Source organism: Paraburkholderia sp. GAS42 (assembly GCF_050436565.1).
Lineage (GTDB): Bacteria > Pseudomonadota > Gammaproteobacteria > Burkholderiales > Burkholderiaceae > Paraburkholderia.
On record NZ_JBNDML010000008.1, the window covers coordinates 67,076 to 92,850 of the forward strand.

The window sequence follows — 25,775 nt, forward strand, 5'->3', positions numbered from 1 at the left end:
AGGCGTTTTGTTATGTCATGTGGGAATGTGCGAACCGGGCGAACCGGGCGAACCAGAAGGATTCAATCCCGATCGTCATGCTGCGTGCGTTGCCGCAACTCATGCAGTTGCGATTCGACAACCGTCGCATCCTCCGCATCCGGACGATCGCCAAGATAACGTTCAAGATCTTCCAGCGCCGGGCGCAGGTAATCGAGTCGCGCATAAGCAAAGCCGCGATCACGCACCTCTTCGATGCTATCCGGCAGCAGGATCACCAGACGCTGTTGCACTGCAAGCAGCCGCTGCCAGCGTTCCGTCTGCAGATACGTGCTCTTCAGGTTGCGCAGCATGCGCGCGATGATTTCGCGGCGCGTGGCGGGTTGCAGCAGCATGCGCAACGCGCGCCCCACCGATTCTCCGGCTTTCGCGACGTAAGGCTCCAGCATCTCCACCATTTCCGATTCGGACAGCGAATGTCCGGTGGTCGGATCGAGCATCACGTCGCCATCTGGCATTGTCACGCGCAGCAGGAAGTGCCCGGGGAACGACACGCCGCGCACCGGCACGTCGATCTGGCTCGCCATCTCCAGATACAGCACCGCCAGCGAAATCGGAATGCCGCGACGACGCCTCAACACCATATTCAGATGACTGTTGTCGGGATCGTAATAGTCATTGAGATTGCTGGCGAAACCCAGTTCGCGGAAGAAAAAGCGGTTCAGGATGCCGACTTTCTGCTTGAGGTCCGCATCTTCCGGCATGCGACGTCGCAGACGCAGCACCAGTTCGTCGATCTCGGCGAGCGTGCCCGTCAGATCAAGATCCGGGTAGGCATCCTGAGCGAGCGACAGCGCCGCCTCGGTGAGCGGCAGGCTGTCGTCTTCGGCTACAAGCGTGCTGAAATAGTCGAGAACCCGCGTCGTCGTGATCACTTCACCCGCCTTCTGAAATACGCGTACTTGAACCCCATCAGCCAGAGCATACCGAAATATAGCGCGGCGAACAGTACGAGACACGCGGCCAGCAACGCGATGCGCCGCACCGGCTCAGCGTGCATGCCGATCCAGTCGAAGCTGATCGCGAACCAGTGCATGACACCCGCCATCACGAGACACGCGCCGAGCAGCTGCACGAAGAAACGCGTCCAGCCGCTCGACGGCATGTAAATGCCGCGGCGGCGCAACATCACGAACAGAAGCCCCGCGTTCACGCACGAACCCAGCCCGATACTCAACGTGAGCCCCGCGTGCGCAAAAATCGGCACGAACACGTAGTTGCTCATCTGCGTGATGATCAGCACGCCAACCGCGATCTTCACCGGCGTCTTGATGTCCTGCTTCGCGTAGAAACCAGGCGCCAGGATCTTGATGAGAATCAGCCCGATCAACCCGACCCCATACGCCGACAGCGCGCGACCGACCATCACGACCGAATTGCCGTCGAACTTGCCGTAGTGGAAGAGCGTGGCCGTCAGCGGCTCGGCAAAGAAAAACAGCGCGATCGCGCTCGGCGCGGCGAGCAGGAACGTAACGCGCAGCCCCCAGTCGAGCAGCGACGAATATTCGTGCGGGTCCGCATCGACGTGCGCCTTCGAGAGGCTCGGCAGCAGGATCGTGCCGAGCGCCACGCCGAGGAGCGCGGTCGGGAATTCCATCAGCCGGTCGGCGTAATTGATCCACGAGACCGCGCCCGGCCCGATATGCGACGCGATGTTCGTGTTGATGATGAGACTGATCTGCGACGCGGAGACCGCGAACATCGCCGGTACCATCTTCGCGAGCACGCGCTTGACGCCGCGATGCCGGAGCGCCCGGACCGGGTTCAGCCCGATGCGCGGCATCATGTCGATCTTCTTCAGGCCCGGCAGTTGCACGACAAACTGCAGCACGCCGCCCGCGATCACGGCCCACGCGAGCGCATAGACCGGCGTTTTCATGTGCGGCGCGACGAACACGGCCGCGACGATGAACGCGACGTTCAGCAGCACCGGCGCGAACGCGGGCAGCGAAAAGTTCTTGTACGTATTGAGCACCGCCGACGCGAGCGACGTCAGCGAGATGAAAATGATGTACGGGAACATGATCCGCGTCATCGCGACGGCGAGCGGATACGCCTGCCCGTCCGCCCTCAGACCGGATGCGACCACGAAGACGACGAACGACGCACCCGCGATGCCCAGCGCCGACAGCACCACGAGCGCCCAGGCGAGCACCGTCGACGTGGCGTCGACGAGCGCCTTGGTGGCGTCGTGGCCCTGCTGGTTCTTGAACTCGGCAAGGATCGGCACGAAGGCCTGCGAAAACGCGCCTTCGGCGGAAATGCGGCGCAGCAGGTTCGGGATACGGAAGGCGACGTAGAACGCGTCGGTGTATTGGCTGGCACCGAACGCACGGGCGATCAGCGTCTCGCGGGCCAGGCCGGTCACGCGCGACAGCAGCGTGAATCCGCTGACCGTCAGCAGGGCTCGGAATAGATTCATGGGGCGCTTATTATACGGGTGCCGCTCGCGTGAGCGGGCGGACGGGACGAGCCGGAACGCGAGTCGGACCGTTTCCGGCGATGGACGTTCGCGAAATTTTCGTCGGATGCGTGGTTTGTTGCAGTGGGCCGCCGACACGTTTGCGACCTGCCTGTGCGATCCTGCACGCCCGACCGCAGCTCACCCGCCAGAGCGCCCATACTGCGCGGCATCGGGCCCGGCGGGCTATTTCCGTTGCCACGTGTCTGATTTTGTTGCTATAATCGCCGGTTTCGAGGCTCGCTCGGCCGTCAGATCACGTCCTCGCAGGTATAGAGGCAGAGTGAAACAGACGGTAGGCAGGTGAAAAGCGGGCGAAAAGCAGACGAAGGGCAGACTGAATCAGGCACGCTTTTGCGTATCGTTTGCCTGGCGTTTTGCCTCTCAGTCGGCTTCGAAGTCAGACCCAATCGAACTCTTTTGCGCCTCTGGGCAATCGCTCTCAGAGGTTCGGATCAAAGCAGCGCCGGCCCACTTGAAGGGCGGGCTCTGGAAACAGGAACAGGATAAGGAACCGTCATGGCAAATACCGCACAAGCACGCAAGCGCGCCCGCCAGGCCGCCAAGGCCAACTCGCACAACTCGGCGCTGCGCTCGAAGTTCCGCACCGCGATCAAGGCAGTCCGCAAGGCGATCGACGCCGGCGACCAGGCCAAGGCCGCTGAACTCTTCAAGGCATCGTCGAAGACAATCGACATCATCGCCGACAAGAAAATCGTTCACAAGAACAAGGCAGCTCGCCATAAAAGCCGCCTCGCTGCAGCCATCAAGGGTCTGCAAGCGCCCGCAGCGCAGTAAATCCGGTCAGCCCGCTACGGCGGGCTACCTCCTGTTTCCGCTGCGTCATGAAAGCCCGCTTTGGCGGGCTTTTTTGTTTTTGCGCGCCGTCCGCATGCCGCCTGTTCCCACGCGGTTTTTCTCACCAGACGCGGGCACAAAAAAACCCGCTCCTGCGGGTTTTTGTTCGCTCGGGCGTTGCGCCTGCCTGCTGCCTCGTATCACCGCGCCAGCGAGGCCTGGGGTCCTGCCCGTTACGCCTTCTCTGTGATCTTCTGTTGCGTGCCGTGATTCGCGGGCAGTTCACACGCCTCGGTCACGACGAGATCGTTATCTTTCGCGAAGTTCATGACGAAGTCGAAAGCCATCGGCTCGATGTCACGCAGCCGCGAATCAAGAATGACCACCTTGAGATCGCCGAGCAAGGTCGGGCGTACGTAGAGCGAGTATTGAAGACGGGCGTTCGGCCCTTTCGCGCCCGGACCAAAACACGACATGACGCCGGCAAGCCGTTCCGACCAGTCGCTCGGACGGAACTTCCTTCCTTTCGACGTGATGCCCTGAATGAAATACTCGGTTGGAGGTGCTTCGGCCATGTAGGGATACCTGTATGACTGCCCTGGAAAGTGCGTGCCCTGTGCGGACCCTGCGTGGACTCATGAGGCTGCCTGAAGATCCGGAACAACGGGCGCAGACCGCGCTGCGACGCCCTGAAACACGCCGCCAGGCGGCGAGCACAGCACGCCACAGGAACTGCATGACTCCACGCGCGCGAGCCGTGTCCCGAAAGCTCGGCGCATGCCTGCCGGGCTTGGGAAAACCCTGAGATTATAGCGCAGCAGGTGTCTTTCCGCATTGCACACAGGGCCAGAGACACGCACGCAAGCAATGCCGCGCGCGGCATGACAGGCCTGTGTCAGGCGCGCGCCTGGCCATCCGGCCGACTCGTCAAACCAGGCAAAATCCTTTATGCTGCATTGAGTTACCACAAACGACGGCGGCGCCGTCCGGCAATTCTGCCGGGTGAGACCGCCGTATTTGTTTCATGACCGCCAAGAAAATTCGTCATTATTTGCAGTTCAAGGATTTCTCGCTCGAAGACTACGAGTACGTGCTTGAGCGCGCCCGCATTCTGAAGCGCAAATTCAAGAACTACGAGACTTACCACCCGCTGCACGACCGCACGCTCGCGATGATCTTCGAGAAAAACTCGACGCGCACGCGCCTGTCGTTCGAAGCGGGCATCTTCCAGCTCGGTGGCCACGCCGTGTTCATGAGCACGCGCGATACACAGCTCGGCCGCGGCGAGCCGATCGAAGACGCGGCGCAGGTCATCTCGCGCATGGTCGACATCATCATGATCCGTACGTTCGGCCAGGACATCATCCAGCGCTTTGCCGATAACTCGCGCGTGCCGGTCATCAATGGTCTGACGAACGAATATCATCCGTGCCAGGTGCTGGCAGATATTTTCACGTACTTCGAGCACCGCGGGCCGATTCGCGACAAGACGGTCGCGTGGGTCGGTGACGCGAACAACATGCTCTACACGTGGATCGAAGCCGCCCACATCCTCGGATTCAAACTGCGCATCTCCACGCCGCCCGGCTACAAGCTCGATCACGCACTCGTCGCGCCGGAAAGCGCGACCAGCTGGCAGGAATTCGACGACCCGAACGAAGCCTGCGCGGGCGCCGATCTCGTCACCACCGATGTGTGGACGAGCATGGGCTTCGAGGCCGAAAACGAAGCGCGCAAGCAGGCCTTTGCTGACTGGTGCGTCGACGCCGACATGATGGCGCGCGCGAATCCGGACGCGCTGTTCATGCATTGCCTGCCCGCGCATCGCGGCGAAGAAGTGAGCGCAGAAGTGATCGACGGGCCACAAAGCGTCGTGTGGGACGAAGCGGAAAACCGTCTGCATGTGCAAAAGGCGCTGATGGAATTCCTGCTGCTCGGTAAGCTCAACCACTGAGCGTTCAGACCCAAAACCGCGGGTCTGCCCGCGGTTTAGTGTCAAAATAGCGTTTTTACGTGCCCGGATCAGCCGGCGCGCCTTGTCTTCCAGCATTTTTCCAGCTACGAGTTCACCATGAGCGATATCAAGAAAGTCGTGCTCGCCTATTCGGGCGGCCTCGACACCTCCGTCATCCTGAAATGGTTGCAGGACAACTACGACGCCGAAGTCGTCACGTTCACGGCCGACATCGGCCAGGGCGAAGAGCTGGAACCGGCGCGCAAGAAAGCCCTGCAACTCGGCATCAAGCAGGACAACATCTTCATCGAAGACCTGCGTGAAGAATTCGTCCGCGATTACGTGTTCCCGATGTTCCGCGCGAACACGATTTACGAAGGCGAATATTTGCTGGGTACGTCGATCGCGCGTCCGCTGATCGCAAAGCGCCAGATCGAGATCGCGCGCGCCACCGGTGCGCAGGCCGTCTCGCACGGTGCGACTGGCAAGGGCAACGATCAGGTTCGCTTCGAACTCGGCTACTACGCGCTCGAACCGGGCATCAAGGTGATCGCGCCGTGGCGTGAATGGGATCTGCTGTCGCGCGAAAAGCTGCTCGCGTACGCCGAACAGGCCGGCATTCCGATCGAAATGAAGCACAAGCAGGGCGGCGCGCCTTATTCGATGGACGCGAACCTGCTGCACATCTCGTTCGAAGGCCGCCACCTCGAAGATCCGAAGGCCGAAGCCGAACCGGATATGTGGCGCTGGACCGTCTCGCCGGAAGAAGCGCCGGATGAGGCAGAGTACCTCGATATCGAATATGAACACGGCGATCCGGTCGCGCTGAATGGCAAGCGCCTTTCGCCGGCTGAAATGCTGACCGAACTGAACCGCCTGGGTGGCAAGCACGGCATCGGCCGTCTGGATCTGGTCGAGAACCGTTACGTCGGCATGAAGTCGCGTGGCTGCTATGAAACGCCGGGCGGCACGATCATGCTGAAGGCGCACCGTGGCATCGAGTCGATCACGCTGGATCGCGAAGTCGCACATCTGAAAGACGACCTGATGGCGCGTTACGCTTCGCTGATTTACAACGGCTACTGGTGGGCGCCGGAGCGTCGTGCGATCCAGGTGCTGATCGACCATACGCAGGAAAAGGTCAACGGCTGGACGCGTGTGAAGCTCTATAAGGGCAGCGTGTCGGTGGTGGCACGCGATTCGAAGGAAACGCTGTTCGACAAGACCATCGCGACGTTCGACGACGACGGCGGCGCCTACAACCAGGCGGACGCTGGCGGCTTCATCAAGCTGAACGCGCTGCGTATGCGCATCGCCGAGAACGCGCGTCGCAAGCGGGGTTGATGCTGGCGTTCTGCGGTGGTTGACTTCGCGCAAGCGACGTTAACTGCCGCAGACGCTCATCTCGCGAGCGGGCCAGCGGCCATTCGCGCTACAAACAAACCGGCTCCGGCTCCAGTTCCACCCCAAACCGCGCAACCACGTCCGCCTGAATGGCCCGCGCGAGCGCAAGAATGTCCGCGCCCGTCGCGCCGCCGCGATTCACCAGCACCAGCGCCTGCCTGTCGTGGACAGCCGCCGCGCCGATCGCGCGCCCTTTCCAGCCGCACTGGTCGATCAGCCAGCCCGCCGCGAGTTTCACGCTGCCATCCGGCTGACGATAAGACACGACGTCCGGCTCGCGCTGCTGCAACGCCTCGAACCGCGCGCCATCGATCACCGGATTCTTGAAGAAACTCCCCGCATTGCCGAGCATCATCGGATCGGGCAGCTTTGCGCGCCGCACGGCGACGACTGCAGAGAAGATCGCCTGCGCATCCGCTGCAGCGTCACCCAGACCGCGCGCCGCCAGTTCACGCGCAATATCCGCGTACCCGGCCCGCGGCGCCCACGCTTTCGGCAGACGGAACGTCACCGACGTGATCACGAAGCGATCACGCCCTTCCCGCTTGAAGAAGCTGTCGCGGTAACCGAAGCGGCACGCGCTGGCGTCAAGCTCGACGACTTCGCCCGTCGCCAGCTCCACCGCGCGCAGCGATGCGAAGCGCTCGCACATTTCGAGGCCATACGCGCCGATGTTCTGGATCGGCGCCGCGCCGACCGTCCCAGGGATCAGCGCCAGGTTCTCCAACCCCGGGAAACCCTGCGCGAGCGTCCACGCGACGAACTCATGCCAGTTCTCACCCGCGGCCGCTTCGACGTACCATGCGTCGTCGTCCTCGCGCGCGAGACGCCGGCCGCGCAACGCGACCAGCAGTACGAGACCGTCGAAATCGCCCGTCAGCACGACGTTGCTGCCGCCGCCCAGCACCAGCCGCCGCAACCCCGCCACGCGCGGATCGTTTACCGCATCCGCCAGTTGCGTCTCCTGCTCGATGCTGCAGGCATAGCGCGCCGCCACGTCGAAGCCAAACGTGTTGTGCGCCTTGAGCGAAAAATGCGAAACGAACGAAGCAGGAGCGGCGTGAGGCATCAGGATTGCTGGAGAGTTTGCTGCATAAGCCTGTCGCATAAGGTCACCCGACAGGCAGGATCTTCAGGACCGCGCCGCGCACTATCGCGCAACAGCCTTGGGCAAATGGGAGCGGCGTCGGTAAAATGACGTCCGGTTCGTGATTATAGCGAGTGCGTCACGCGCGGCCTGCCGGTCGCGTCCGCCTCGCAGCACTATTGGGAGAACGCAATGCCATCGTTTGACGTTGTCAGCGAAGCCAACATGATCGAAGTCAAGAACGCGATCGAGCAGTCCAACAAGGAAATTTCCACCCGCTTCGACTTCAAGGGCTCGGACGCCCGCGTCGAGCAGAAGGAGCGCGAGCTCACCGCCTACGCCGACGACGATTTCAAGCTCACGCAGGTCAAGGACGTGCTGCTGTCGAAGATGGCGAAGCGCAATGTCGACGTGCGTTTCCTCGACTACGGCAAGATCGAGAAGATCGGCGGCGACAAGGTCAAGCAGGTCATCACGGTGAAGAAAGGCGTCTCAGGCGATCTGGCGAAGAAGATCGTCAAGCTCGTGAAGGACAGCAAGATCAAGGTTCAGGCGAGCATTCAGGGCGACGCGGTACGCGTGACAGGCACCAAGCGCGACGATCTTCAGAGCACGATCGCGATGCTGCGAAAGGACGTCACCGATACGCCGCTCGACTTCAACAACTTCCGCGATTAAACGGCCCGACGCGCCGCGGCGCCACTGAGCAAGCGGTCACGCAACCGAACGCAAGGCGGCGCATCAGGACGCATCCTGAAGCTCAATGCGCCTTGCCCGCTGGGGGCGGCGCGTTGCGCTTTTTCTTCTCACCGATACGACTCTCCTGGCCGGCGAGCAGTTTCGCGATGTTCGCGCGGTGACGCCAGATCAGCAGCGCGCTCATCGCCAGCACGGCCAGCGCGACGATATTCGCACCGAACAGAAACACGTCGAACAACGGCGCGAATACCGCGGCCACCAGCGCCGCCAGCGACGAATAGCGGGAGAAGAACGCGATGATGAGCCATGTCAGCGCAGTCGCGATGCCAAGCACCGGGTGAATCGCGAGCAGCACGCCGGCTGCCGTCGCCACGCCCTTGCCGCCCTTGAAGCGGAAGAACACCGGATACAGATGGCCGAGAAATACGGCGATGGCCGCGAGCCCGATCGCAGGATCATCGAGGCCGTAGCGCGGGCCGAAGTGGCTGGTGAGCCACACGGCAAGCCAGCCCTTGAACGCGTCGCCGAGCAGCGTGAGGATCGCCGCGAGCTTGTTGCCGCTGCGCAGCACGTTGGTGGCGCCCGGATTCTTCGAGCCGTACGAGCGCGGGTCGGCGAGCCCCATCGCGTGGCTCACGATCACGGCGAACGATACCGAGCCGATCAGGTAGGCCACAACGGCGACGATCAGGTTTTCCATGCTGGGGAACTCTTTTTGTAATGCGCCGGAAAGGCGAAGGGGTTACGAAAGCAAAGCCGTCAATGCAGCACAAACAGGAAGGCGCATATTCTACCGAACGCCGTCAGCGAAACCCGCACCCGCGCCCGTTACCATCAGGTTGCCCGCGTATTGCCATCAATCGACGCTCGCGCACTGCACCGGTCTGGCAGCGAGCAGATCCGTCACCACCTTCGGCGCGATGCTGACCAGAAACCCGCGACGTCCGCCATTCAGCCAGATCTGGTCGAGTTCGAGAATCGATGATTCGATGTACACCGGCATCGCCTTCTTCGTGCCGAACGGCGACGTGCCGCCAATCAGATACCCTGAATGGCGGTTCGCGACTTCCGGCTTGCATGGCTCGACGCGCTTCGCGCCGATCTGCCGCGCGAGATTCTTCGTCGATACCGTGCGGTCACCATGCATCAGCACGATGAGCGGTTTCGCGTGTTCGTCTTCCATCACGAGCGTCTTGACGACCTGATGCTCGTCGACGCCCAGTTGACGCGCCGATTCCGCCGTGCCGCCATGGTCTACATAATCATAGGGATGCTCGCCGAACGCGACGCCGTGACGTCGCAGAAACTGCGTCGCGGGCGTTTCGGAAACGTGTCTGGATTTGCTCATCGGCGCATTGTAATGGCGTCGCCGCGCGACAGCTATTTGCTCAAACCTGAATTGTGCGCGCCAGTTGAATGTGGCACGATCGTTCGAGAATATCCCGCCGCCGCGCCACGCGACGCATCCAGGAGACAGCCGTGACGGCCGACACCGCCCAGCATGCCCACGCATTCGATATCCCCGCGCTGCTTGCCGCGTTGCCGCGACGCATCGCCGATATTCCGGCGCTGTCCGCCGCGCGCGACCCAGAGCGCGTCTCGTTGATCGAAGACGCGCGTCAGCTCACCCGCCAGCAACTCGTCGATGCAGTGGATCAAACCGCCGCACAGTTGCGCGAGATGGGCGTGCGGGCGGGCGATCGCGTGATGATCGTCGCGGAAAACAGCGTCGTGCAGGTGGTGCTGCTGTTCGCGACGGCGAAGCTCGATGCGTGGGCGCTCGTATCGAACGCGCGGCTTTCCGCGGCGGAACTCGACGCGATCCGTGCGCATGCAGCGCCGCGCGTGATTGCGTACGCGGTCGAAACCTCGCCCGATGCGCGCGAACATGCCCAGCGACACGGCGCGCAGCCGGCGCCCGCATCGGCAATCGATATCGGCGCGTGGTCGTGGCTCGCCGATGCAACCGTGAGCGCCGAACCCGTCGAATCCGCCAGCGAAAAGCAGTGCGCCGCACTGATCTACACGACGGGCACAACGGGCACGCCAAAAGGCGTGATGCTCTCGCATCGCAACCTGATGTTCATCGCAACGATTTCCAGCACGCTGCGGCGCGTCGGTCCTGATGACGTCGTGTATGCCGTGCTGCCCATTTCGCACGTGTACGGGCTTGCGTCGGTGTGCCTCGGCAGCCTGCACGCGGGCGCCACGCTGCGGCTCGCGTCGCGGTTTTCGCCGGAAGCGGTGCGCCGCGCGCTTGCCGAAGAAAACGTGTCCATCTTCCAGGGCGTGCCCGCGATGCACGCAAAGCTGCTCGAACATCTGCAGACGCATGGCCACGCGTGGTCGGCGCCGCGTCTGCGGTTCGCCTATTCGGGCGGCTCGCCGCTCGACGCCGCGCTGAAAGCGCGCGTCGAAGGCGTCTACGGCGTGGCGCTGCACAACGGCTACGGCATGACCGAAAGCAGCCCGACCATATCGCAGACGATGCTTGACGCACCGCGCGCCGACGTGTCCGTCGGACAGGTGATTCCGGGCGTCGAAGTGCGTTTCGTCGGGCTCGATGGCGTCGGGGTGGCGCGCGGCGAGATCGGCGAGCTGTGGGTGCGCGGGCCGAACGTGATGCTCGGCTACTACCGCAGCCCGGAACAGACCCGCGCGACCGTCACTGAAGATGGCTGGCTCAAGACCGGCGATCTGGCACGCGAGGAAGCGGATGGCGCGCTTTCGATCGTCGGACGCAGCAAGGAACTGATCATCCGTTCGGGCTTCAACGTCTATCCGGCCGAGGTCGAGCACGCGTTAAATGCGCATCCCGAGGTCGTGCAGTCGGCTGTCATCGGACGTGCGGTCGAGGGCAACGAGGAAGTGGTCGCGTTCGTCGAACTCGCGGCCGGTGCGAAGGTAACGCCGGCTGAGTTGATCGAATGGTGTGGCGCGCGTCTCGCGCCTTACAAGCGCCCGGCAAAAGTGCGCGTGCTGGCGGCGTTACCGGCAGCGTCGACGGGCAAGATCCTCAAGCATCGTCTTCGCGATCTGATCTGATCCGGCCTCAACGCTCACCGATCGCGCCGGGCATCACCCGCGCGGATGATGCACCGCGTGCAGCGACTTCAGCCGCTCGCGCGCGACGTGCGTGTAGATCTGCGTCGTCGAGATATCGGTGTGACCGAGCAGCAGTTGCACGACGCGCAAATCGGCGCCGTGATTCAGCAAATGCGTGGCAAAGGCATGCCGCAGCGTATGAGGTGACAGCGGCGCGCGCACATCCGCGGCGGCGGCGTGGCGCTTGATGATGTTCCAGAACTGCTGACGCGTCATGCCTTCCGCACGTGACGTCACGAAGAGCGCATCGGCCGCACGCGCGCCGAGCAAAGCGGGCCGCGCTTCACGCAAATAACGCTCGATCCAGCCGTGCGCCTCCTCACCGAACGGAATCAGCCGCTCCTTCGAGCCCTTCCCCATCACACGCACAACACCTTCGTTTAAACCTACCTCCACCGTTTTCAGCGTGACGAGCTCCGTCACACGCAGCCCGCTTGCGTACATCAGTTCGAGCATCGTGCGATCGCGCAGACCGAGCGGCGTGTCGATATCCGGCGCGCCAAGCAGTGCTTCGACCTGCGCTTCGGTGAGCGTCGAAGGAAAACGCGGCGGCTGTTTGGCAGAACGGATGCGCAGCGTCGGATCCGCCAACGCGCGATGCTCGCGCACGGCCCATCCGTAATAACGGCGAAATACCGAAAGACGCCGGTTCGCGGACGTGGATTTGTCCTTCTGCCGCACCGCGCTGTACGCGTTCAGATCGGCTTCGCTTGCGGTATCGAGCGAGCCGTTGCGCGTGCTCGCGAGCCATCCGGCAAAGAGCTTGAGGTCACGGCGATACGCATCGAGCGTATTGCGCGACAGGCCGTGTTCGAGCCAGAGCGCGTCGCAGAATGCGTCGATGGACGCGTTACTCGCGATGAATAGCGGCGACCCGGCGGGTGCATCTTCCAGGACGGTTTCACTCATGCCGGTCGTGCGATTCATGCGTAGGGGACGCCTTCGTGTGCGAGCAGCCAGCGTTTGACCTTGCGGAAATAGCCGTCGTCGTCGTGATTCGCAAAGCCGCCGATGCCGCCCGACGCCACTACACGATGGCACGGAATCACCAGTGGAAAATAATTCGCGCCGCACGCCTGACCGACCGCGCGCGGCGCGCTGCCGATCTGCTTCGCGACCTGCCCATAAGTACGCACGACGCCCGGCGGAATATCGCTGATCGCCTGCCACACGCGACGCTGAAACGCGCTGCCAACGTCAGCCAGCGGCAGATCGAAGGTCGCCGACGCACGTTCGAAATAGCGTTCGATCTGCTCGACGGCTTCTTTTGCGAGCGGCGAATCGGGTTCGACGTTGCGCACCGAATCGGGCAGATAGACGATCTCGAGCACAGCGTTCGCTTCGATCCGGATGCCGACCTTGCCGAACGGCGCATCCATGACTGCGTTGAACATGATTGCCTCCTTGACGGTGCAGGTACGGTTTCCGCATTGATTGACCAAACAGCGCGGCACGATGCACATGCCACGCCGGAATCCCGCTACTTTACGCTGCTTCGAGCGCCCATTCCACGTGCTCACGGACCAGCGCCGACGCATCGTCAGCGCGAGCACGCAACGCTTCGACAATCGCCGCGCGCGCATCGACCGAAAGACTCGCACGGTCCGCACGCAACGCGTTGCCCATGCCGACCGCCAGATTGCGCAGCCAGCATTCGTAACCGATACGGCGGATCGCGCTGCCCTGCATGCGCGTGTCGAAATCTCCGGCGCTCCAGGCAAACAGCTCAACGAGCGTCGCGCGATCGAGTCCGTGCCGCACATCGAAATCCGCGACCGGCGCCGCTTGCGCGAACTTGTTCCATGGACACACGGTCTGGCAATCGTCGCAACCATACACACGATTACCGATCAGCGGCCGCAAGTCCTGGGGAATACTGCCTTTCAGTTCGATCGTCAGATAGGAAATGCAGCGGCGCGCGTCGACCTTATACGGCTCGACGATCGCGCCCGTCGGACATACATCGATGCAGCGCGTACAGCTGCCGCAATGCGCGCCGGGCGTTTCGGGTGCGCGTTCAGGTGTCGTTTCAGCGTCGGTCGGCAACGGAATGTCGACGTAGATCTCGCCGAGAAAAAACAGCGAGCCGGCGTCGCGCTGAAGTAGCAACGTATGCTTGCCGCGCCAGCCGATGCCCGCCTTCTGCGCGAGTTCGATTTCGAGCACCGGCGCGGAATCGGTAAACACGCGAAAGCCGAATGCACCGATCTCCGCTTCGATCTTTTCCGCGAGTTGTTGCAAACGGTTACGCATCACCTTGTGATAGTCGCGGCCGCGCGCATAGATCGACACAACGGCCGCCGACGGGTCCGCGAGCCGCTGATGCTCGACCGCCCGCCAGTCGTACGGGCCTGCCTGTGCGGCGCTTTCAGCGAGTTTCGACGTGTTATCGGTATTGCTTTCGTCGCGCTTTCCGGCCATCGTTCCGGCGGGCAGATAGGCGATTCGCGCGGTAATCACGCGTCGCGTGCCGGCCACAAGCCCGGCCGGCCTCGCGCGTTTCATACCGTGTTTCGCCATATAATCCATCTCGCCGTGGCAGCCCGCTTCGAGCCATGCGGCGAGCCCCGCCTCGGCAGCCGTGAGGTCGGTATCGCTGATGCCGATCGCACTGAAACCGAGTTCGCGGCCCCACGTTTTGATGCGCTGCGCGAGCGCTTCCAGCGCCGCTTCATCGAAATGACGCATGGCACGCGCATCGTCGTGAGACGCAGGCGTGCAGGATTCAGGGGACTCCGGACTTCGGTTCATCACGCCATTTTACGAGAATGCCCGACCAGCCTGATCAAGTCACCACGCCCGCTGCTCCCGTCCTGCTCGAACGCCACTTCGCGCTCGCGGACGAAGCCGCCACAAACGCCTTCGGCGCGCGCTTCGCCAGCGCCATCGGAGGCGTGCGCGCAGCCGCCGCTGAAGCCGGCGGCACGCGTGCATTCCAGGGCTTGCAGGTGCAGTTGGCGGGCGATCTCGGCGCCGGCAAAACCACACTGGTTCGCGCGACACTGCGCGCGCTCGGTCACACCGGACGCGTACGCAGCCCCACCTACACGCTCGTCGAACCCTACGCGGTCGAACGGCCGGATGGGGAACTTGAGCTGTATCACTTCGATCTCTACCGTTTTACCGATCCGGCTGAATGGGCCGACGCGGGCTTTCGCGAATATTTCGACAGCGGCGCGATCTGCCTCGTCGAATGGCCTCAACGCGCGGGCGCGCTGCTGGGCGTGCCGGATCTCGTCTTCTCGCTCGATGTGGAGGGCGAAGGACGCCTTCTCGTCGCGCGCGCATTCAGCGAATCAGGAAAGGCATGCCTCGAAAGATGTTGATCAAACCGTTCCGCTCGATCGAATCGGCGGCGACCGCCACGCATAACTGGCGTCGCCGGCAGATTCTGCGCGCGGGTGCGTCGACGCTCGTGCTCGGACTCGTCGCGCCGCGTCTTGCGTTCGCGAGCTCGGTGCTCGGCGTGCGCGTCTGGCCGGCACGCGATTACACACGCGTCACGATCGAATCGGACCAGCCACTGGAGAATGCGCAGCATTTGCTGCAAGGTCCAGACCGGCTCGTCGTCGATCTGAACGGACTCGATCTCGACCAGGCGCTGCGCGATCTCGTCTCGAAGATCACGCCAAACGATCCGCAGATCCAGTCGGTGCGCGTTGGGCAGTATCAGCCGCATGTGGTGCGGATGGTGTTCGACCTGAAGGGTTCGGTGAAGCCGCAGGTGTTCACGCTGCCGCCGGTCGGCACGTATAAATACCGCCTCGTGTTCGATCTGTATCCGGCCGTAGCACCTGATCCGCTGATGGATCTGCTCGCGCAGACCGAACGCAAGGAGCAGAAGCTCAACGAAAACAGCGCGCCGCCCGCCACGCTCAGCGGCCCGGCCGCGACCACGCCGACGCCCGGCGACAGCGACGCGTTCTTTCAGCGTTACGCGCAGGACAACGGGCCGTCGACGCCATCGCCGGACGTGCCGCGGCCGCCTGCGCACATCACGCCGACGCCTGTGCCGCGACCCGCTGTACCGAAGCCGACGCAGCCGCCCACCGCCATCGCAGGCAACGACGATGACGACGGCGCCGACGATACCTACAGGTTCACCGCGCCGAAGTCCGGCAAGGGCGGCACCGTTCGTCTTCTGACGGTCGCGATCGATCCGGGACACGGCGGCGAAGATCCAGGCGCGATCGGTGGCGGCGGCACGTACGAAAAACACATCGCGCTCGACGTCGCGAAGAAACTGCGCGCGAAGATCGACGCGCAGCCGAACATGCGCGCGATGATGACCCGCGACGCCGACTTCTTCGTGCCGCTCAATGTGCGCGTGCAGAAGGCGCGTCGCGTTGGCGCGGACCTGTTCGTGTCGATTCATGCCGATGCGTTCACCGATCCTTCCGCACGCGGCTCGTCGGTGTTTGCGCTGTCGGAGCATGGCGCATCGAGCGCGGCCGCGCGCTGGATGGCGAACAAGGAAAACGCATCGGACCAGATCGGCGGCATCAACATCAAGTCGGCGGATGCCAGCGTGAACCGTGCGCTGTTCGATATGTCGACGACCGCGCAAATTCGCGATTCGATGCGTTACGGCAACTTCGTGCTGAAGGAAATCGGCGACATCAACAAGCTGCACAAGGGATCGGTCGAACAGGCGGGGTTTGCCGTGCTGAAGGCGCCGGATATTCCGTCGATCCTCGTCGAGACCGCGTTCATCAGCAACCCGGACGAAGAGAAGCGCCTGAACGACGACGCCTATCGCGACCGGATGGCCGACGCGATCATGACGGGCATCAAGCGTTACTTCGCCGCGAATCCGCCGCTGGCGAAGAACCGGATGACGTAGGGCGTTCGGTCTACTACCGCGCGTTGTGTGGAAACGGCTGCTCTGCGCAGCCGTTTTTTTTGCAGTACGCCTGCGCACGATGGAGCATCGAACGTGCGAGCGTGGGTTCGCCTGTTAGCCCGTCAGCGTGCTGATGCAAAGCGCTGCACGACCCATCCGCCGAACACATTCACCGCAAGTCCGGCCATCACCAGCGCGGCGCCCGCAATCTGCGCCGACGACAGATGCTCATCGAGAAGCAGCGACGCCGACGCCAGCCCGATGATCGGCACGAGCAGCGAGAACGGCGCGACCTGGCTCGCCGGATAGCGCGACAGCAAACGGCTCCACAGCCCGTAGCCGAGCAGCGTCGCGATGAACGCGAGATATACGATGGCAAAGATCGACGCGCCGCCGATGCCCGTCAGCGCGGCGGCAATCCGCTGCGGACCTTCGATGACATACGACAGCACGAAAAACGGCACGGGCGGAATCAGGCTGGCCCACACGACAAGCCCGACCAGATCGACCTTGCCGACTTTCTTCGTCACGATATTCCCGAGGGCCCACGACACCGCTGCACACAGCGTGAGCAGGAAACCCGCGACGGTCATCGAATGGCCGCCCTGCAGGCCGATCAGCGCAAGGCCACCGGCGGCGATCAACAGTCCGATAAGGTTCTGCGCGCGCAAGCGCTCGTGCAGGAACATCACCGCGAACAGCAGCGTGAAAAACGCCTGCGCCTGCAGCACGAGCGAAGCCAGCCCGGCCGGCATGCCGACATACATCGCGGTGAACAGAAACGCGAACTGCCCGAACGAAATCGTCGCGCCGTAAGCGAGCAGCCAGCGCAGCGGCAACCTCGGACGTTTGACGAAGAACACGGCGGGCACGGCGGCCAGCAGGAAACGCAACGCACCGAGTAGCATCGGCGGCACACCGTGCAGACCGACCTTGATCACGACGAAGTTGACGCCCCACGCCACGACGACGACGAGCGCCAGTAACAGATCCTTCGGCGACATACCTGCCCTCCTTCTTGTTCTGAGCCTCGAAGTGTAGCGGAGCATTCGCCGGAAATCGCCTGCTGGCGCCGGGCTCGCATGTCCATTCCTGCGCTTTTTAAAGGGTCGCGTGGCACGCGCCAGGGCGCGCGTTCCCTCCAGCCGGCATTCGACGCGGGCGGGCGTTAAAATGACCTGTCCCCTCAACCGCACCCGCCAGGAACCTACTCCATGTCTTCCTCGATCAAAGCGGTTCTCAAGCCCCATCTGCGCGACGTCGGCAACCTCACCGTGCGGCGCGTGCTGCCCGCGATGGCCGCGCGTCTCATCGGGCCGTTCATCTTCTTCGATCACATGGGTCCGGCGACGCTCGCGCCCGGCGTCGGGCTCGACGTGCGCCCGCATCCGCATATCGGCCTCGCGACCGTCACCTATCTGTTCGAAGGCGCGATCATGCATCGCGACAGTCTCGGCTCCGAGCAGAAGATCGTCCCCGGCGACGTGAACTGGATGACCGCCGGCCGCGGCATCGTCCACTCGGAACGCACACCCGAGGAGGATCGCGCCCGCGAACAGACGATGCATGGCATCCAGACGTGGGTCGCCATGCCGCTCGCGCACGAAGACGACGAACCGTCGTTCGAGCATCACGCAGCGTCCACGTTGCCGGAGATCGAACGCAATGGCGTCACGCTGCGTGTGATCGCCGGCACGGCATTCGGTCACGCTTCGCCCACGACGACCTTTTCGGGCACGCTCTATGTCGCCGCGAGCTTCACGCCCGGCAGCGCGTTCGCGCTCGAACCGGAACACGATGAACGCGGCGTGTATCTGGTCGAAGGCGATCTGCAGATCGACGGCGAGACGCTCGAAGCCGGACAGATGGCTGTGCTCACACCCGGCGAAACCGTGACGCTCGCTAGCACGGGCGGCGCGACCGTCATGCTGCTGGGCGGCGAAAAACTCGACGGCGAGCGCTTCATCGAATGGAATTTCGTCGCGAGTTCGCGTGAGAAGATCGAGCGCGCGAAAACAGCGTGGACGAATCAGGAAATGGGTCACGTGCCGGGCGAGACCGAATGGATACCGCTGCCCGAACGCAAGGCGCACTGACCCTGCATTGAATTCGGGATAAACGCCCCCAATTTCTCCCGAGACAGTTTTTCCGACGAGGATGCAATGGACACCACGCTAGCCACATTCGAAAAAGACGTGATCGCGGGCTCGACGCTTGCACCGGTGCTGGTCGATTTCTGGGCGCCGTGGTGCGGCCCGTGCAAGTCGCTCGGGCCGATGCTCGAGAAGCTCGAAGCCGAGTACGCCGGCAAATGGAAGCTCGTGAAGGTGAACGTCGATGAGAATCAGGAACTCGCCGCACACTTTCAGGTGCGCAGCATTCCGCACGTGATCGCGTTCGCAGATGGCCGCCCGATCGACCAGTTCGTCGGTGTGCTGCCCGAAGGCCAGCTGCGCGAGTTTCTCGATCGTCTCGTTCCCGATTCCGCCGACGCTGAGCGCGACAACGCGCAGATCGCGATCGCCGAAGGACGGCTCGACGACGCGCACGATCATCTGAAAGCCGCGCTCGCATTCGATCCGGGTTACGACGACGCGCGCATGGACCTGATCGAACTGCTGCTGTCGCAGAATCGCTTCGACGAAGCGCGCAACGAGGTCGATCTGCTGTCGCCGAAAACGACGCAAGGTAGCGACGCACGCTTCAATGCAATCAAGACGAGGCTCGATGCTGTCGATGCCGCCGCCGACCTGCCGCCCACCGATGCACTGGAAGCGAAAGTCGCCGGCAATCCAGACGATCTGGAAGCGCGCTTTGATCTGGCGAGCGCATTCATCGCGCGACGCAAGTACGCCGAAGCGCTGGAGCATCTGCTGGCGATCGTTCAGCGCGACCGCGCGTTCCGCGAGGATATCGGCCGCAAGACGATGCTGTCGGTGTTCGATCTGGCGGCGCATCAGCCGGAACTCGTCGCGCAGTGGCGACGCAAGCTGAGCGCGGCGTTGAACTGAGCGCCTGAACTGAACTGGGTTCGACTGACCGGATGAAAAAACGCGGCCTGATTTAATGGCCGCGTTTTTTTCGCCCTTGCTTCGCGGCGGAAACTACTTCGCCTTCGTCTGCTGCGCCAGCGCGCGCAGCACATGCGCGACCGCGGCGAATCCAAAGCTCGCCGTCACGCACACGCTGGATCCAAAACCCGCGCAATTGAGCCCGACCGGGCCCGTGTGACCTGGCGACGTCGTGACGTGCTCCGCTTCCTCGTCGATATCGCAGACGGCGGCTTCCGGATAGATGAGCGGCTCATCGGAATAGACTGCGCTCACCTTGAACTTCGCCTTCGGTCCGCGTGGAAAACCGTGCTGCTTGCGCAGCTGCCCGCGCACCTTCGACAGCAGCGGATCCTGGATCGTCAGCGCGAGATCATCGATGCGGATACGCGTCGGATCCAGCTGACCGCCCGCGCCGCCGACGGTAATCAGCGGCAGCTTCTGCTCGACGCACCAGGCGATCAGCGCGGTCTTCGTGCGCACGCTGTCGATCGCATCGACGACGTAGTCGAAATCATCGCCGCCCAGCACCGAAGCGAAATTATCCGGCTCGATAAAATCTTCGACGAGACGCACATCGCACTGCGGATTGATCAGCTTGATACGTTCGGCCATCGCTTCGACTTTCGGTTTGCCGAAGTTGCCGTCGAGCGCGTGGATCTGCCGGTTCGTGTTGCTTTCGGCGACGTTGTCGAGATCGATCAGCGTCAGCGCACCGATGGCGCTACGGGCGAGCGCCTCGGCCGCCCACGACCCGACACCGCCAATGCCGATCACCGCAATGTGCGCCCGCTCGAACGCAGCCAGCGCCGGCGCGCCGTACAGCCGCGCGATGCCGCCGAAGCGCCGCGCGCGGTCGGCGGATTCACTCCCGTCAATGCCGGTAGTAACATCGGACAAGGCGTCGGAAGAAGCGGTGGCGTGCGGCGTGGACATGATCGGGGACCTGGCGATAACTGGCTGGGACGGGCTGAAACGGCTTGGGACCGGCTGCAACGGGTTGGACAGCGAAGCCCGTATTCTGCCTGAACATGTGCTTACAGGTCGGACGCTGGCTGACCGCTTCACGCGGCTACGGCACGGCTATGGCACGGCTATGACTCCGTAGCCCGTTGACGCTGCACAACGCAGAAATTTCGTTCCTTCGCTATACTGGCCTCACTGTAGCGCTCGCATAAGAATATGACGACCCTCGCCGAACTCCGGAAGAATTACTCGCTCGGTTCGCTGGACGAAGCCGATGTCGATCGCGACCCGATCCGGCAATTCGACACCTGGTTCGCACAGGCGGTCGACGCAAAGCTCCCCGAACCGAACACAATGACACTCGCGACCGTCGACGGTCGCGGCCGGCCTTCGGCACGCATCGTTCTGATCAAGGGCGTAGACGAGCGCGGCTTCACCTTCTTTACCAATTACGAAAGCCGCAAGGGCCGCGCGCTCGCGGAGAACCCGCACGCCAGCCTTCTCTTTTACTGGATCGAACTCGAACGACAGGTGCGCATCGAGGGCACCGTCGTCAAAACGAGCGAAGCAGAAAGCGATGCGTACTTCGCGTCGCGTCCAGCCAGCTCGCGCATCGGTGCCTGGGCATCCGAACAAAGTCAGGTAATTGAAAGCCGCGCAGTGCTCGAAGCACGCGAACGCGATTTCAGCGCACGCTTTGGCGATGACCCGCCGCGTCCGCCGCATTGGGGCGGTTACCGGCTTGTGCCGGACGCCATCGAATTCTGGCAGGGCCGGCCGTCGCGACTGCACGACCGTCTGCTATACACGCGCACACCCGGCGGCGACTGGCAGATCGCGCGGTTGTCGCCTTAACTCTATATTGAACGCCGGTGCGCGGAACGCCTTGCTGGCGGCCGCGTCGACCGGCCGGATCGCGTCGCCATTCAGGCGTCGGAGTAACGCCGCGGCACGCAGCGATCCACAGGCTTTGCTTTGATTTCATTGGACACGGAGAAATCACATGTTCTGGGAGAAGAAGCTGGCGCAGTGGGTAGAAGATGTAAGAAGCACGGCCAACCTGCCCGCACGTCTCGTGCTGTGGGACGGCCAGCAACACGACTTCGGGCAGTTCGCCGCGCCCGCAGTGACGCTGCACGTGAAGAGCGCGACAGCGTTACCGTATCTGCTTGAACCGAGCCTCGACAATCTGGGCGAGGCGTACGTGAAGGGCAAGATCGACATCGAAGGCAAGCTGTCGGACATCATCAACGTCAGCTATTCGCTGGCGCGCAATACCGTCACGAGTGCCGGCAAGCTTGCGCGGGTACGCCGTTATTTCAATCACTCGAAGACGTCGGACAAGAAGGCCATCCAGTATCACTACGACGTCTCGAACGAGTTCTACAGGCTGTGGCTCGACGAGAACATGGTGTACTCGTGCGCGTACTTCGAGAACGGCGATGAAGACCTCGCCACCGCGCAGATCAAGAAGATCGATCACATCCTGACGAAGATCCAGTTGCAGCCGGGGCAGCGTCTGCTCGATATCGGCTGCGGCTGGGGCGCGCTCGTGCTGCGTGCCGCGCAGAAGTTCGGCGCGAAGTGCACGGGCGTGACGCTGTCGCAAAACCAGTTCGATCTCGCCACGGCGCGCGTGAAAGCGGCCGGACTCGAAGGTCAGATCGAGATTCGTCTGCAGGATTACCGCGACATCGCAGGCCAGTTCGACCGCATCACGAGCGTCGGGATGTTCGAGCACGTCGGGCGCAAGAATCTGCCGGGCTACTTCCAGAAGATCCACGATCTGCTCGTCGACGACGGCGTCGCGATGAATCACGGCATCACCTCGACCGACTACAACAGCGGCGAGACGGCGCTGGGCGGCGGCGAGTTCATCGACCGCTATGTGTTCCCGGACGGCGAGCTGCCGCACATCAGCCTCGCGCTCGAAGCGATGCAGCGCAGCGGCCTGGAGGCGGTTGACGTCGAAAGCCTGCGGCGGCACTATGCGCGCACGCTCGATATCTGGGCAGAGAACTTCGAAGCGCATGCGGAAGCCGCACGCAGTCTCGTCGATGACGAGAAATTCCGCATCTGGCGCGTGTATCTGGCGGGTTGCGCGTACGCTTTCGAGAACGACGACGTATCGATCTATCAGGTAGTCTGCCGCAAGGCCGGACGCAGCGCGAAAACGCTGCCGTGGTCGCGGCGCTTTATGTACGACAGGCCGCGGTGATGCGGTGACGCCGGGCGGTGCGCGGGCGCTTCCGTGGCGGGCAGCCGCAGCGCACCGCGCCTGTCCGGTGAAACAATCGTATCGCTACAGCAACCAGGTGCAGGAATCGATGGACGAGGGCGAAACCGGCGAAGTCCACGAGGCGCCGCAGGCGAATGACGACGAAACCGGCGCCGGGCAGTTCGATCTGTTTGGGATGCCGGTTGTGGTGCCTTCCGCCGCGCCTTCGCCTGCCACGAAGCCAGAACCCAAAACCCGACGCCGCACCCGCGATGTGCTCGCCGCGGAGCCCTCCGCGGACGTGCTCGCCATAGCCGGCGCGCTGCCCTCGCATGTGCATCTCGGCACGTCGTCGTGGTCATTTCCGGGCTGGCGCGGCATCGTCTACGGCGACGACTACAGCAACAGCAAGCTGTCCCGCGACGGCCTTACCGCCTACGGCGCGCATCCGCTGCTGCGCACAGTCAGCATCGACAGGTCGTTCTACGCGCCGCTGACGATCACCGACTACCTCCGCTACGCGCAACAGGTGCCGGACCATTTCCGCTTCATCGTGAAGGCACCGCAATCGGTGACCGACGCCACCGTGCGCGCCGAACGCGGCGAACCGGTCGCGCTCAACCCGTGTTTCCTGAACGCGCGGATTGCCATCGACGACTTCGTGCGGCCTTGTCTCGACGGCCTCGGCGCGAAGGCCGGCGCGCTTGTGTTCCAGATCTCGCCGCTGCCCATCGAGATGCTCGGGGAGCCATCGATCTTCATCGACCGGCTGGCGGCGTTTCTGGCTGCGCTGCCGCCACTGCCGTCGCAATCCGATGGCGGCCCGTGCTACGCGGTGGAAATACGCGATGCGTGCCTGCTGACGCCGCGTTTCATCCGCGCGTTGCGCACGACGGGCGTCCGTTACTGCGTGGGCATACATGCGCGGATGCCGGACCCACTGCGTCAGGCGGCGGCGCTCGCACTGCTCGACGGCGGCACGCCCGCCGGGCCGCTGATCGTGCGCTGGAGCCTGCATGGCGGCTTCAGATACGAGCAGGCGAAGGCGAAGTACGACCCGTTCGACCGCCTCGTCGACGAAGATCCGACGACACGCGCCGCGCTCGCCGAACTGGCCGCGCGCTACGCGATCGCCGGGCAGCCCGTGCTGGTCGCGATCAACAACAAGGCGGAAGGCTCGGCGCCGCTGACGTGCGTCGAACTGGCCCGGGGCATCGCCGAAGCATGGGAACGGCTGCGGGACGCGTCGGGCTGATTAACCCGCCTTGATCCGGTGCGCGAACTTCTGGCGGAATTTCGCAACCTTCGGCGCGACGACAAATGCGCAATAGCCCTGATCCGGATGCTGCGCGAAATAGTTCTGATGATAGGCTTCGGCCGGCCAGTAATTGCCGTCGAGCGGCAGCACCTGCGTGACGATCTTGCCGTCGTAGATGCCCTCTGCTGCGATCTCGCGGATCGCCTGTCCGGCCGTATCGCGCTGCGCATCCGAGTGCGTGAAGATCACCGACCGGTACTGCGTGCCGACGTCATTACCCTGCCGGTTCAACTGCGTCGGATCGTGGATCGCGAAGTAAATATCGAGAATCTCCCGATAGCTGATCTTCGACGGATCGAAGTCGACCTTCACGACCTCCGCATGACCGGTTTCGCCGTCGCAGATCTGTTCGTAGGTCGGCTGGTCAACCTGGCCGCCCGCGTAGCCGGATTCCACGGCGTTCACGCCGTCGACACCCAGATACACCGCTTCGAGACACCAGAAACATCCGCCGCCGAGGGTGGCGGTTTCACTTGCCTGACTCATCTGATCACTCCTTTGGTTCCCGCGTCACACGCACCGCCCGCGCAGCGATTTCGGCGGAATCTGTAGAGCTTAGCGGCTTTTGCGTGCGCCGGCAGAGGTGCGCGGCTGGCCTGCCCGCGATTCCGATAGAATTGGGGCAATTCGCCAATTTTCTACATGACTTTCGAATCAATTCTTCCCGCCCGGCTTCTTGCCCAGCTTTCCGCACCCGCGCGAGGCTGCATTGCGCGGCCGGCATCCGGAGCCTTCGTACGATGAAGCCCGCGAGCCCGCCCAATTTTGATCAGGACGCGTTCAAGCGCGCACTCAGCCAGTTCGCCACCGGCGTCACCGTCATCACGACGCGCGCGGCGTCCGGCAAGCTCATCGGCATTACCGCGAGTTCGTTCAACTCGGTCTCGCTGGCGCCGCCGCTGGTGCTGTGGAGTCTCGCGACCCGATCGGCGTCGATGCCCGTGTTCCGGGAGAACAGCCACTATGTGGTGAACGTGCTGGCAGCGTCGCAGCTCGATCTGTGCAAACGCTTCGCCACCGTGAAGGGCGACCGCTTCGAAGGCGTCTCGCACGCGGCCGGAGACTCCGGCATGCCGGTGCTCGACGGCGCGCTCGCGTGGTTCGAATGCCACAACCGCAGCCGCTATGAAGAAGGCGACCACGTGATCTTCGTCGGCGAAGTGGAACGCTGCGGCGTGATCGAGCAGGCGGGCGACACCCAGCCGCTCGTATTCCAGAACGGCGAATTTCACGGCCTCGCGCCGCTCTGAGCGGTTTTAGCCGGCCTTACTTCACCGTCGCCACACCTGCGCCCGCGCCCGCCACCAGTTCGACGGGGACGCCTGAATCTTCCTTGAGCGTCTGCAGCACGATGTTCGAGCGGATGTCCTGCACCCCGGGCGCCTTGTAGAGCCGACTCAGGACGAAATCCGAATAGTGCTTGAGGTTGTGCGCCAGCACCCGCAGCACGTAATGGCTTTCTCCCGTGACCACGAACGCGCCGACCACTTCCGGCCAGTCCCGCACCGCCGCCGCGAAACGCTCATGCCAGTTTTCCTGGTCGTTGCGCATCGATACCTGCACGAATGCTTCCAGCTCGAAACCCAGCACCTCGCGGTTCAGGCACGCCCGGTAGCGTTCGATGACGCCCTGCTCTTCCAGCAGGCGCAACCGCCTGAGACAGGCGGAAGGGGACAGCGAAATCCGTTCTGCCAGATCGAGGTTACTGATCCGTCCTTCATGCTGAAGCACCGCCAGGATACGGCAATCGGTGGCGTCGAGCGAGATCGCGTTCATATTCGGTCTCCCTTTCCCATTTATCTCAAATTATGTTCCAGGACAGGTCAAAGAAGG

26 protein-coding genes are annotated in these 25,775 nt (G+C 63.2%); 13 read left to right on the plus strand and 13 right to left on the minus strand.

Going from position 1 to position 25,775, the window contains the following annotated elements:
- Positions 1 to 62: 62 nt before the first annotated feature.
- Both P3T16_RS14080 and murJ read right to left on the minus strand, forming a co-directional pair.
- The gene (locus P3T16_RS14080) at positions 63 to 914 is read right to left on the minus strand and encodes a SirB1 family protein (RefSeq protein WP_429254633.1); all 852 of its coding nucleotides are present in this window, start codon (positions 912 to 914) and stop codon (positions 63 to 65) included.
- Entirely contained in the window at positions 911 to 2,461 is a 1,551-nt protein-coding gene (murJ, locus tag P3T16_RS14085; RefSeq protein WP_429342750.1) for a murein biosynthesis integral membrane protein MurJ, read from the minus strand. Before murJ ends, P3T16_RS14080 begins: the two co-directional genes overlap by 4 nt.
- Positions 2,462 to 3,019: 558 nt before the next feature.
- On the opposite strand from murJ, the gene rpsT reads away from it, so the two are divergent.
- Positions 3,020 to 3,298, plus strand: coding sequence for a 30S ribosomal protein S20 (rpsT, locus tag P3T16_RS14090; RefSeq protein ID WP_090528310.1), 279 nt, complete (start codon positions 3,020 to 3,022; stop codon positions 3,296 to 3,298).
- Between the two features lie 233 nt (positions 3,299 to 3,531).
- Here the strand turns inward: rpsT and P3T16_RS14095 are convergent, their stop codons facing one another.
- Entirely contained in the window at positions 3,532 to 3,873 is a 342-nt protein-coding gene (locus P3T16_RS14095) for a DUF3579 domain-containing protein (RefSeq protein ID WP_429254635.1), read from the minus strand.
- Between the two features lie 449 nt (positions 3,874 to 4,322).
- Between P3T16_RS14095 and argF the strand changes: the two genes are divergently transcribed.
- Together argF and P3T16_RS14105 are read left to right on the plus strand one after the other, a co-directional pair.
- On the plus strand, positions 4,323 to 5,252 hold the full coding sequence (argF, locus tag P3T16_RS14100) for an ornithine carbamoyltransferase (protein WP_429342751.1): 930 nt from the start codon (positions 4,323 to 4,325) through the stop codon (positions 5,250 to 5,252).
- Between the two features lie 117 nt (positions 5,253 to 5,369).
- Entirely contained in the window at positions 5,370 to 6,596 is a 1,227-nt protein-coding gene (locus P3T16_RS14105; protein ID WP_429254637.1) for an argininosuccinate synthase, read from the plus strand.
- Between the two features lie 88 nt (positions 6,597 to 6,684).
- On the opposite strand, the gene murB is transcribed toward P3T16_RS14105, so the two are convergent.
- Positions 6,685 to 7,725 carry a UDP-N-acetylmuramate dehydrogenase gene (gene murB / locus P3T16_RS14110; RefSeq protein ID WP_429342752.1) on the minus strand — a complete coding sequence of 347 codons (1,041 nt, stop codon included), beginning with the start codon at positions 7,723 to 7,725 and terminating at the stop codon, positions 6,685 to 6,687.
- A 210-nt stretch (positions 7,726 to 7,935) separates the two neighbouring features.
- Here murB and P3T16_RS14115 point away from each other — a divergent pair, with 210 nt between their 5' ends.
- Positions 7,936 to 8,421 (plus strand): YajQ family cyclic di-GMP-binding protein, encoded by a 486-nt coding sequence (locus P3T16_RS14115; RefSeq protein ID WP_429342753.1) that lies wholly within the window; start codon positions 7,936 to 7,938, stop codon positions 8,419 to 8,421.
- Positions 8,422 to 8,503: 82 nt separating this feature from the next.
- Here the strand turns inward: P3T16_RS14115 and plsY are convergent, their stop codons facing one another.
- Both plsY and ybaK read right to left on the minus strand, forming a co-directional pair.
- Positions 8,504 to 9,142 carry a glycerol-3-phosphate 1-O-acyltransferase PlsY gene (gene plsY, locus P3T16_RS14120; RefSeq protein WP_429342754.1) on the minus strand — a complete coding sequence of 213 codons (639 nt, stop codon included), beginning with the start codon at positions 9,140 to 9,142 and terminating at the stop codon, positions 8,504 to 8,506.
- Positions 9,143 to 9,298: 156 nt separating this feature from the next.
- A complete protein-coding gene (ybaK, locus tag P3T16_RS14125) occupies positions 9,299 to 9,790 on the minus strand; it encodes a Cys-tRNA(Pro) deacylase (protein WP_429254641.1) in 492 nt (163 codons plus the stop codon).
- A 68-nt stretch (positions 9,791 to 9,858) separates the two neighbouring features.
- On the opposite strand from ybaK, the gene P3T16_RS14130 reads away from it, so the two are divergent.
- Positions 9,859 to 11,487: a class I adenylate-forming enzyme family protein gene (locus tag P3T16_RS14130; protein WP_429342755.1), complete on the plus strand. Its 1,629-nt coding sequence runs from the start codon at positions 9,859 to 9,861 to the stop codon at positions 11,485 to 11,487.
- A 33-nt stretch (positions 11,488 to 11,520) separates the two neighbouring features.
- Here P3T16_RS14130 and xerD read toward each other — a convergent pair whose 3' ends face one another.
- From xerD to queG, 3 genes are all read right to left on the minus strand, one after another.
- Positions 11,521 to 12,456, minus strand: a complete 936-nt coding sequence (gene xerD / locus P3T16_RS14135; protein WP_429342854.1) for a site-specific tyrosine recombinase XerD — start codon at positions 12,454 to 12,456, stop codon at positions 11,521 to 11,523.
- A gap of 14 nt (positions 12,457 to 12,470) precedes the next feature.
- Positions 12,471 to 12,941, minus strand: coding sequence for a methylated-DNA--[protein]-cysteine S-methyltransferase (locus P3T16_RS14140; RefSeq protein ID WP_429342756.1), 471 nt, complete (start codon positions 12,939 to 12,941; stop codon positions 12,471 to 12,473).
- Positions 12,942 to 13,032: 91 nt separating this feature from the next.
- Entirely contained in the window at positions 13,033 to 14,298 is a 1,266-nt protein-coding gene (queG, locus tag P3T16_RS14145) for a tRNA epoxyqueuosine(34) reductase QueG (RefSeq protein ID WP_429254644.1), read from the minus strand.
- Positions 14,299 to 14,315: 17 nt separating this feature from the next.
- Here queG and tsaE point away from each other — a divergent pair, with 17 nt between their 5' ends.
- A complete protein-coding gene (gene tsaE / locus P3T16_RS14150; protein WP_429254645.1) occupies positions 14,316 to 14,873 on the plus strand; it encodes a tRNA (adenosine(37)-N6)-threonylcarbamoyltransferase complex ATPase subunit type 1 TsaE in 558 nt (185 codons plus the stop codon).
- Positions 14,855 to 16,390, plus strand: a complete 1,536-nt coding sequence (locus tag P3T16_RS14155; RefSeq protein ID WP_429342757.1) for an N-acetylmuramoyl-L-alanine amidase — start codon at positions 14,855 to 14,857, stop codon at positions 16,388 to 16,390. Before tsaE ends, P3T16_RS14155 begins: the two co-directional genes overlap by 19 nt.
- A 122-nt stretch (positions 16,391 to 16,512) precedes the next feature.
- Here the strand turns inward: P3T16_RS14155 and P3T16_RS14160 are convergent, their stop codons facing one another.
- Positions 16,513 to 17,394 (minus strand): EamA family transporter, encoded by an 882-nt coding sequence (locus tag P3T16_RS14160; protein ID WP_429342758.1) that lies wholly within the window; start codon positions 17,392 to 17,394, stop codon positions 16,513 to 16,515.
- A 210-nt stretch (positions 17,395 to 17,604) separates the two neighbouring features.
- On the opposite strand from P3T16_RS14160, the gene P3T16_RS14165 reads away from it, so the two are divergent.
- Both P3T16_RS14165 and trxA read left to right on the plus strand, forming a co-directional pair.
- Positions 17,605 to 18,486: a pirin family protein gene (locus P3T16_RS14165; protein WP_429342759.1), complete on the plus strand. Its 882-nt coding sequence runs from the start codon at positions 17,605 to 17,607 to the stop codon at positions 18,484 to 18,486.
- A gap of 66 nt (positions 18,487 to 18,552) precedes the next feature.
- Complete coding sequence (gene trxA, locus P3T16_RS14170; protein ID WP_429342760.1) at positions 18,553 to 19,401, plus strand: thioredoxin; 849 nt, start codon at positions 18,553 to 18,555, stop codon at positions 19,399 to 19,401.
- 93 nt (positions 19,402 to 19,494) lie between these two features.
- On the opposite strand, the gene tcdA is transcribed toward trxA, so the two are convergent.
- On the minus strand, positions 19,495 to 20,376 hold the full coding sequence (tcdA, locus tag P3T16_RS14175; RefSeq protein ID WP_429342761.1) for a tRNA cyclic N6-threonylcarbamoyladenosine(37) synthase TcdA: 882 nt from the start codon (positions 20,374 to 20,376) through the stop codon (positions 19,495 to 19,497).
- A 246-nt stretch (positions 20,377 to 20,622) separates the two neighbouring features.
- Here tcdA and pdxH point away from each other — a divergent pair, with 246 nt between their 5' ends.
- The 3 genes from pdxH (at position 20,623) to P3T16_RS14190 (ending at position 23,879) form a co-directional block, all read left to right on the plus strand.
- The gene (gene pdxH, locus P3T16_RS14180) at positions 20,623 to 21,261 is read left to right on the plus strand and encodes a pyridoxamine 5'-phosphate oxidase (RefSeq protein WP_429342762.1); all 639 of its coding nucleotides are present in this window, start codon (positions 20,623 to 20,625) and stop codon (positions 21,259 to 21,261) included.
- A gap of 148 nt (positions 21,262 to 21,409) precedes the next feature.
- Positions 21,410 to 22,624: a class I SAM-dependent methyltransferase gene (locus tag P3T16_RS14185; RefSeq protein ID WP_429342763.1), complete on the plus strand. Its 1,215-nt coding sequence runs from the start codon at positions 21,410 to 21,412 to the stop codon at positions 22,622 to 22,624.
- Positions 22,625 to 22,733: 109 nt separating this feature from the next.
- The gene (locus tag P3T16_RS14190; RefSeq protein ID WP_429342855.1) at positions 22,734 to 23,879 is read left to right on the plus strand and encodes a DUF72 domain-containing protein; all 1,146 of its coding nucleotides are present in this window, start codon (positions 22,734 to 22,736) and stop codon (positions 23,877 to 23,879) included.
- On the opposite strand, the gene msrA is transcribed toward P3T16_RS14190, so the two are convergent.
- Positions 23,880 to 24,428 carry a peptide-methionine (S)-S-oxide reductase MsrA gene (gene msrA, locus P3T16_RS14195; protein ID WP_429254653.1) on the minus strand — a complete coding sequence of 183 codons (549 nt, stop codon included), beginning with the start codon at positions 24,426 to 24,428 and terminating at the stop codon, positions 23,880 to 23,882.
- Between the two features lie 254 nt (positions 24,429 to 24,682).
- On the opposite strand from msrA, the gene P3T16_RS14200 reads away from it, so the two are divergent.
- Positions 24,683 to 25,192, plus strand: coding sequence for a flavin reductase family protein (locus tag P3T16_RS14200; RefSeq protein WP_429254654.1), 510 nt, complete (start codon positions 24,683 to 24,685; stop codon positions 25,190 to 25,192).
- A gap of 16 nt (positions 25,193 to 25,208) precedes the next feature.
- Here P3T16_RS14200 and P3T16_RS14205 read toward each other — a convergent pair whose 3' ends face one another.
- The gene (locus P3T16_RS14205; RefSeq protein WP_429254655.1) at positions 25,209 to 25,718 is read right to left on the minus strand and encodes an Lrp/AsnC family transcriptional regulator; all 510 of its coding nucleotides are present in this window, start codon (positions 25,716 to 25,718) and stop codon (positions 25,209 to 25,211) included.
- Between the last annotated feature and the right edge of the window lie 57 nt (positions 25,719 to 25,775).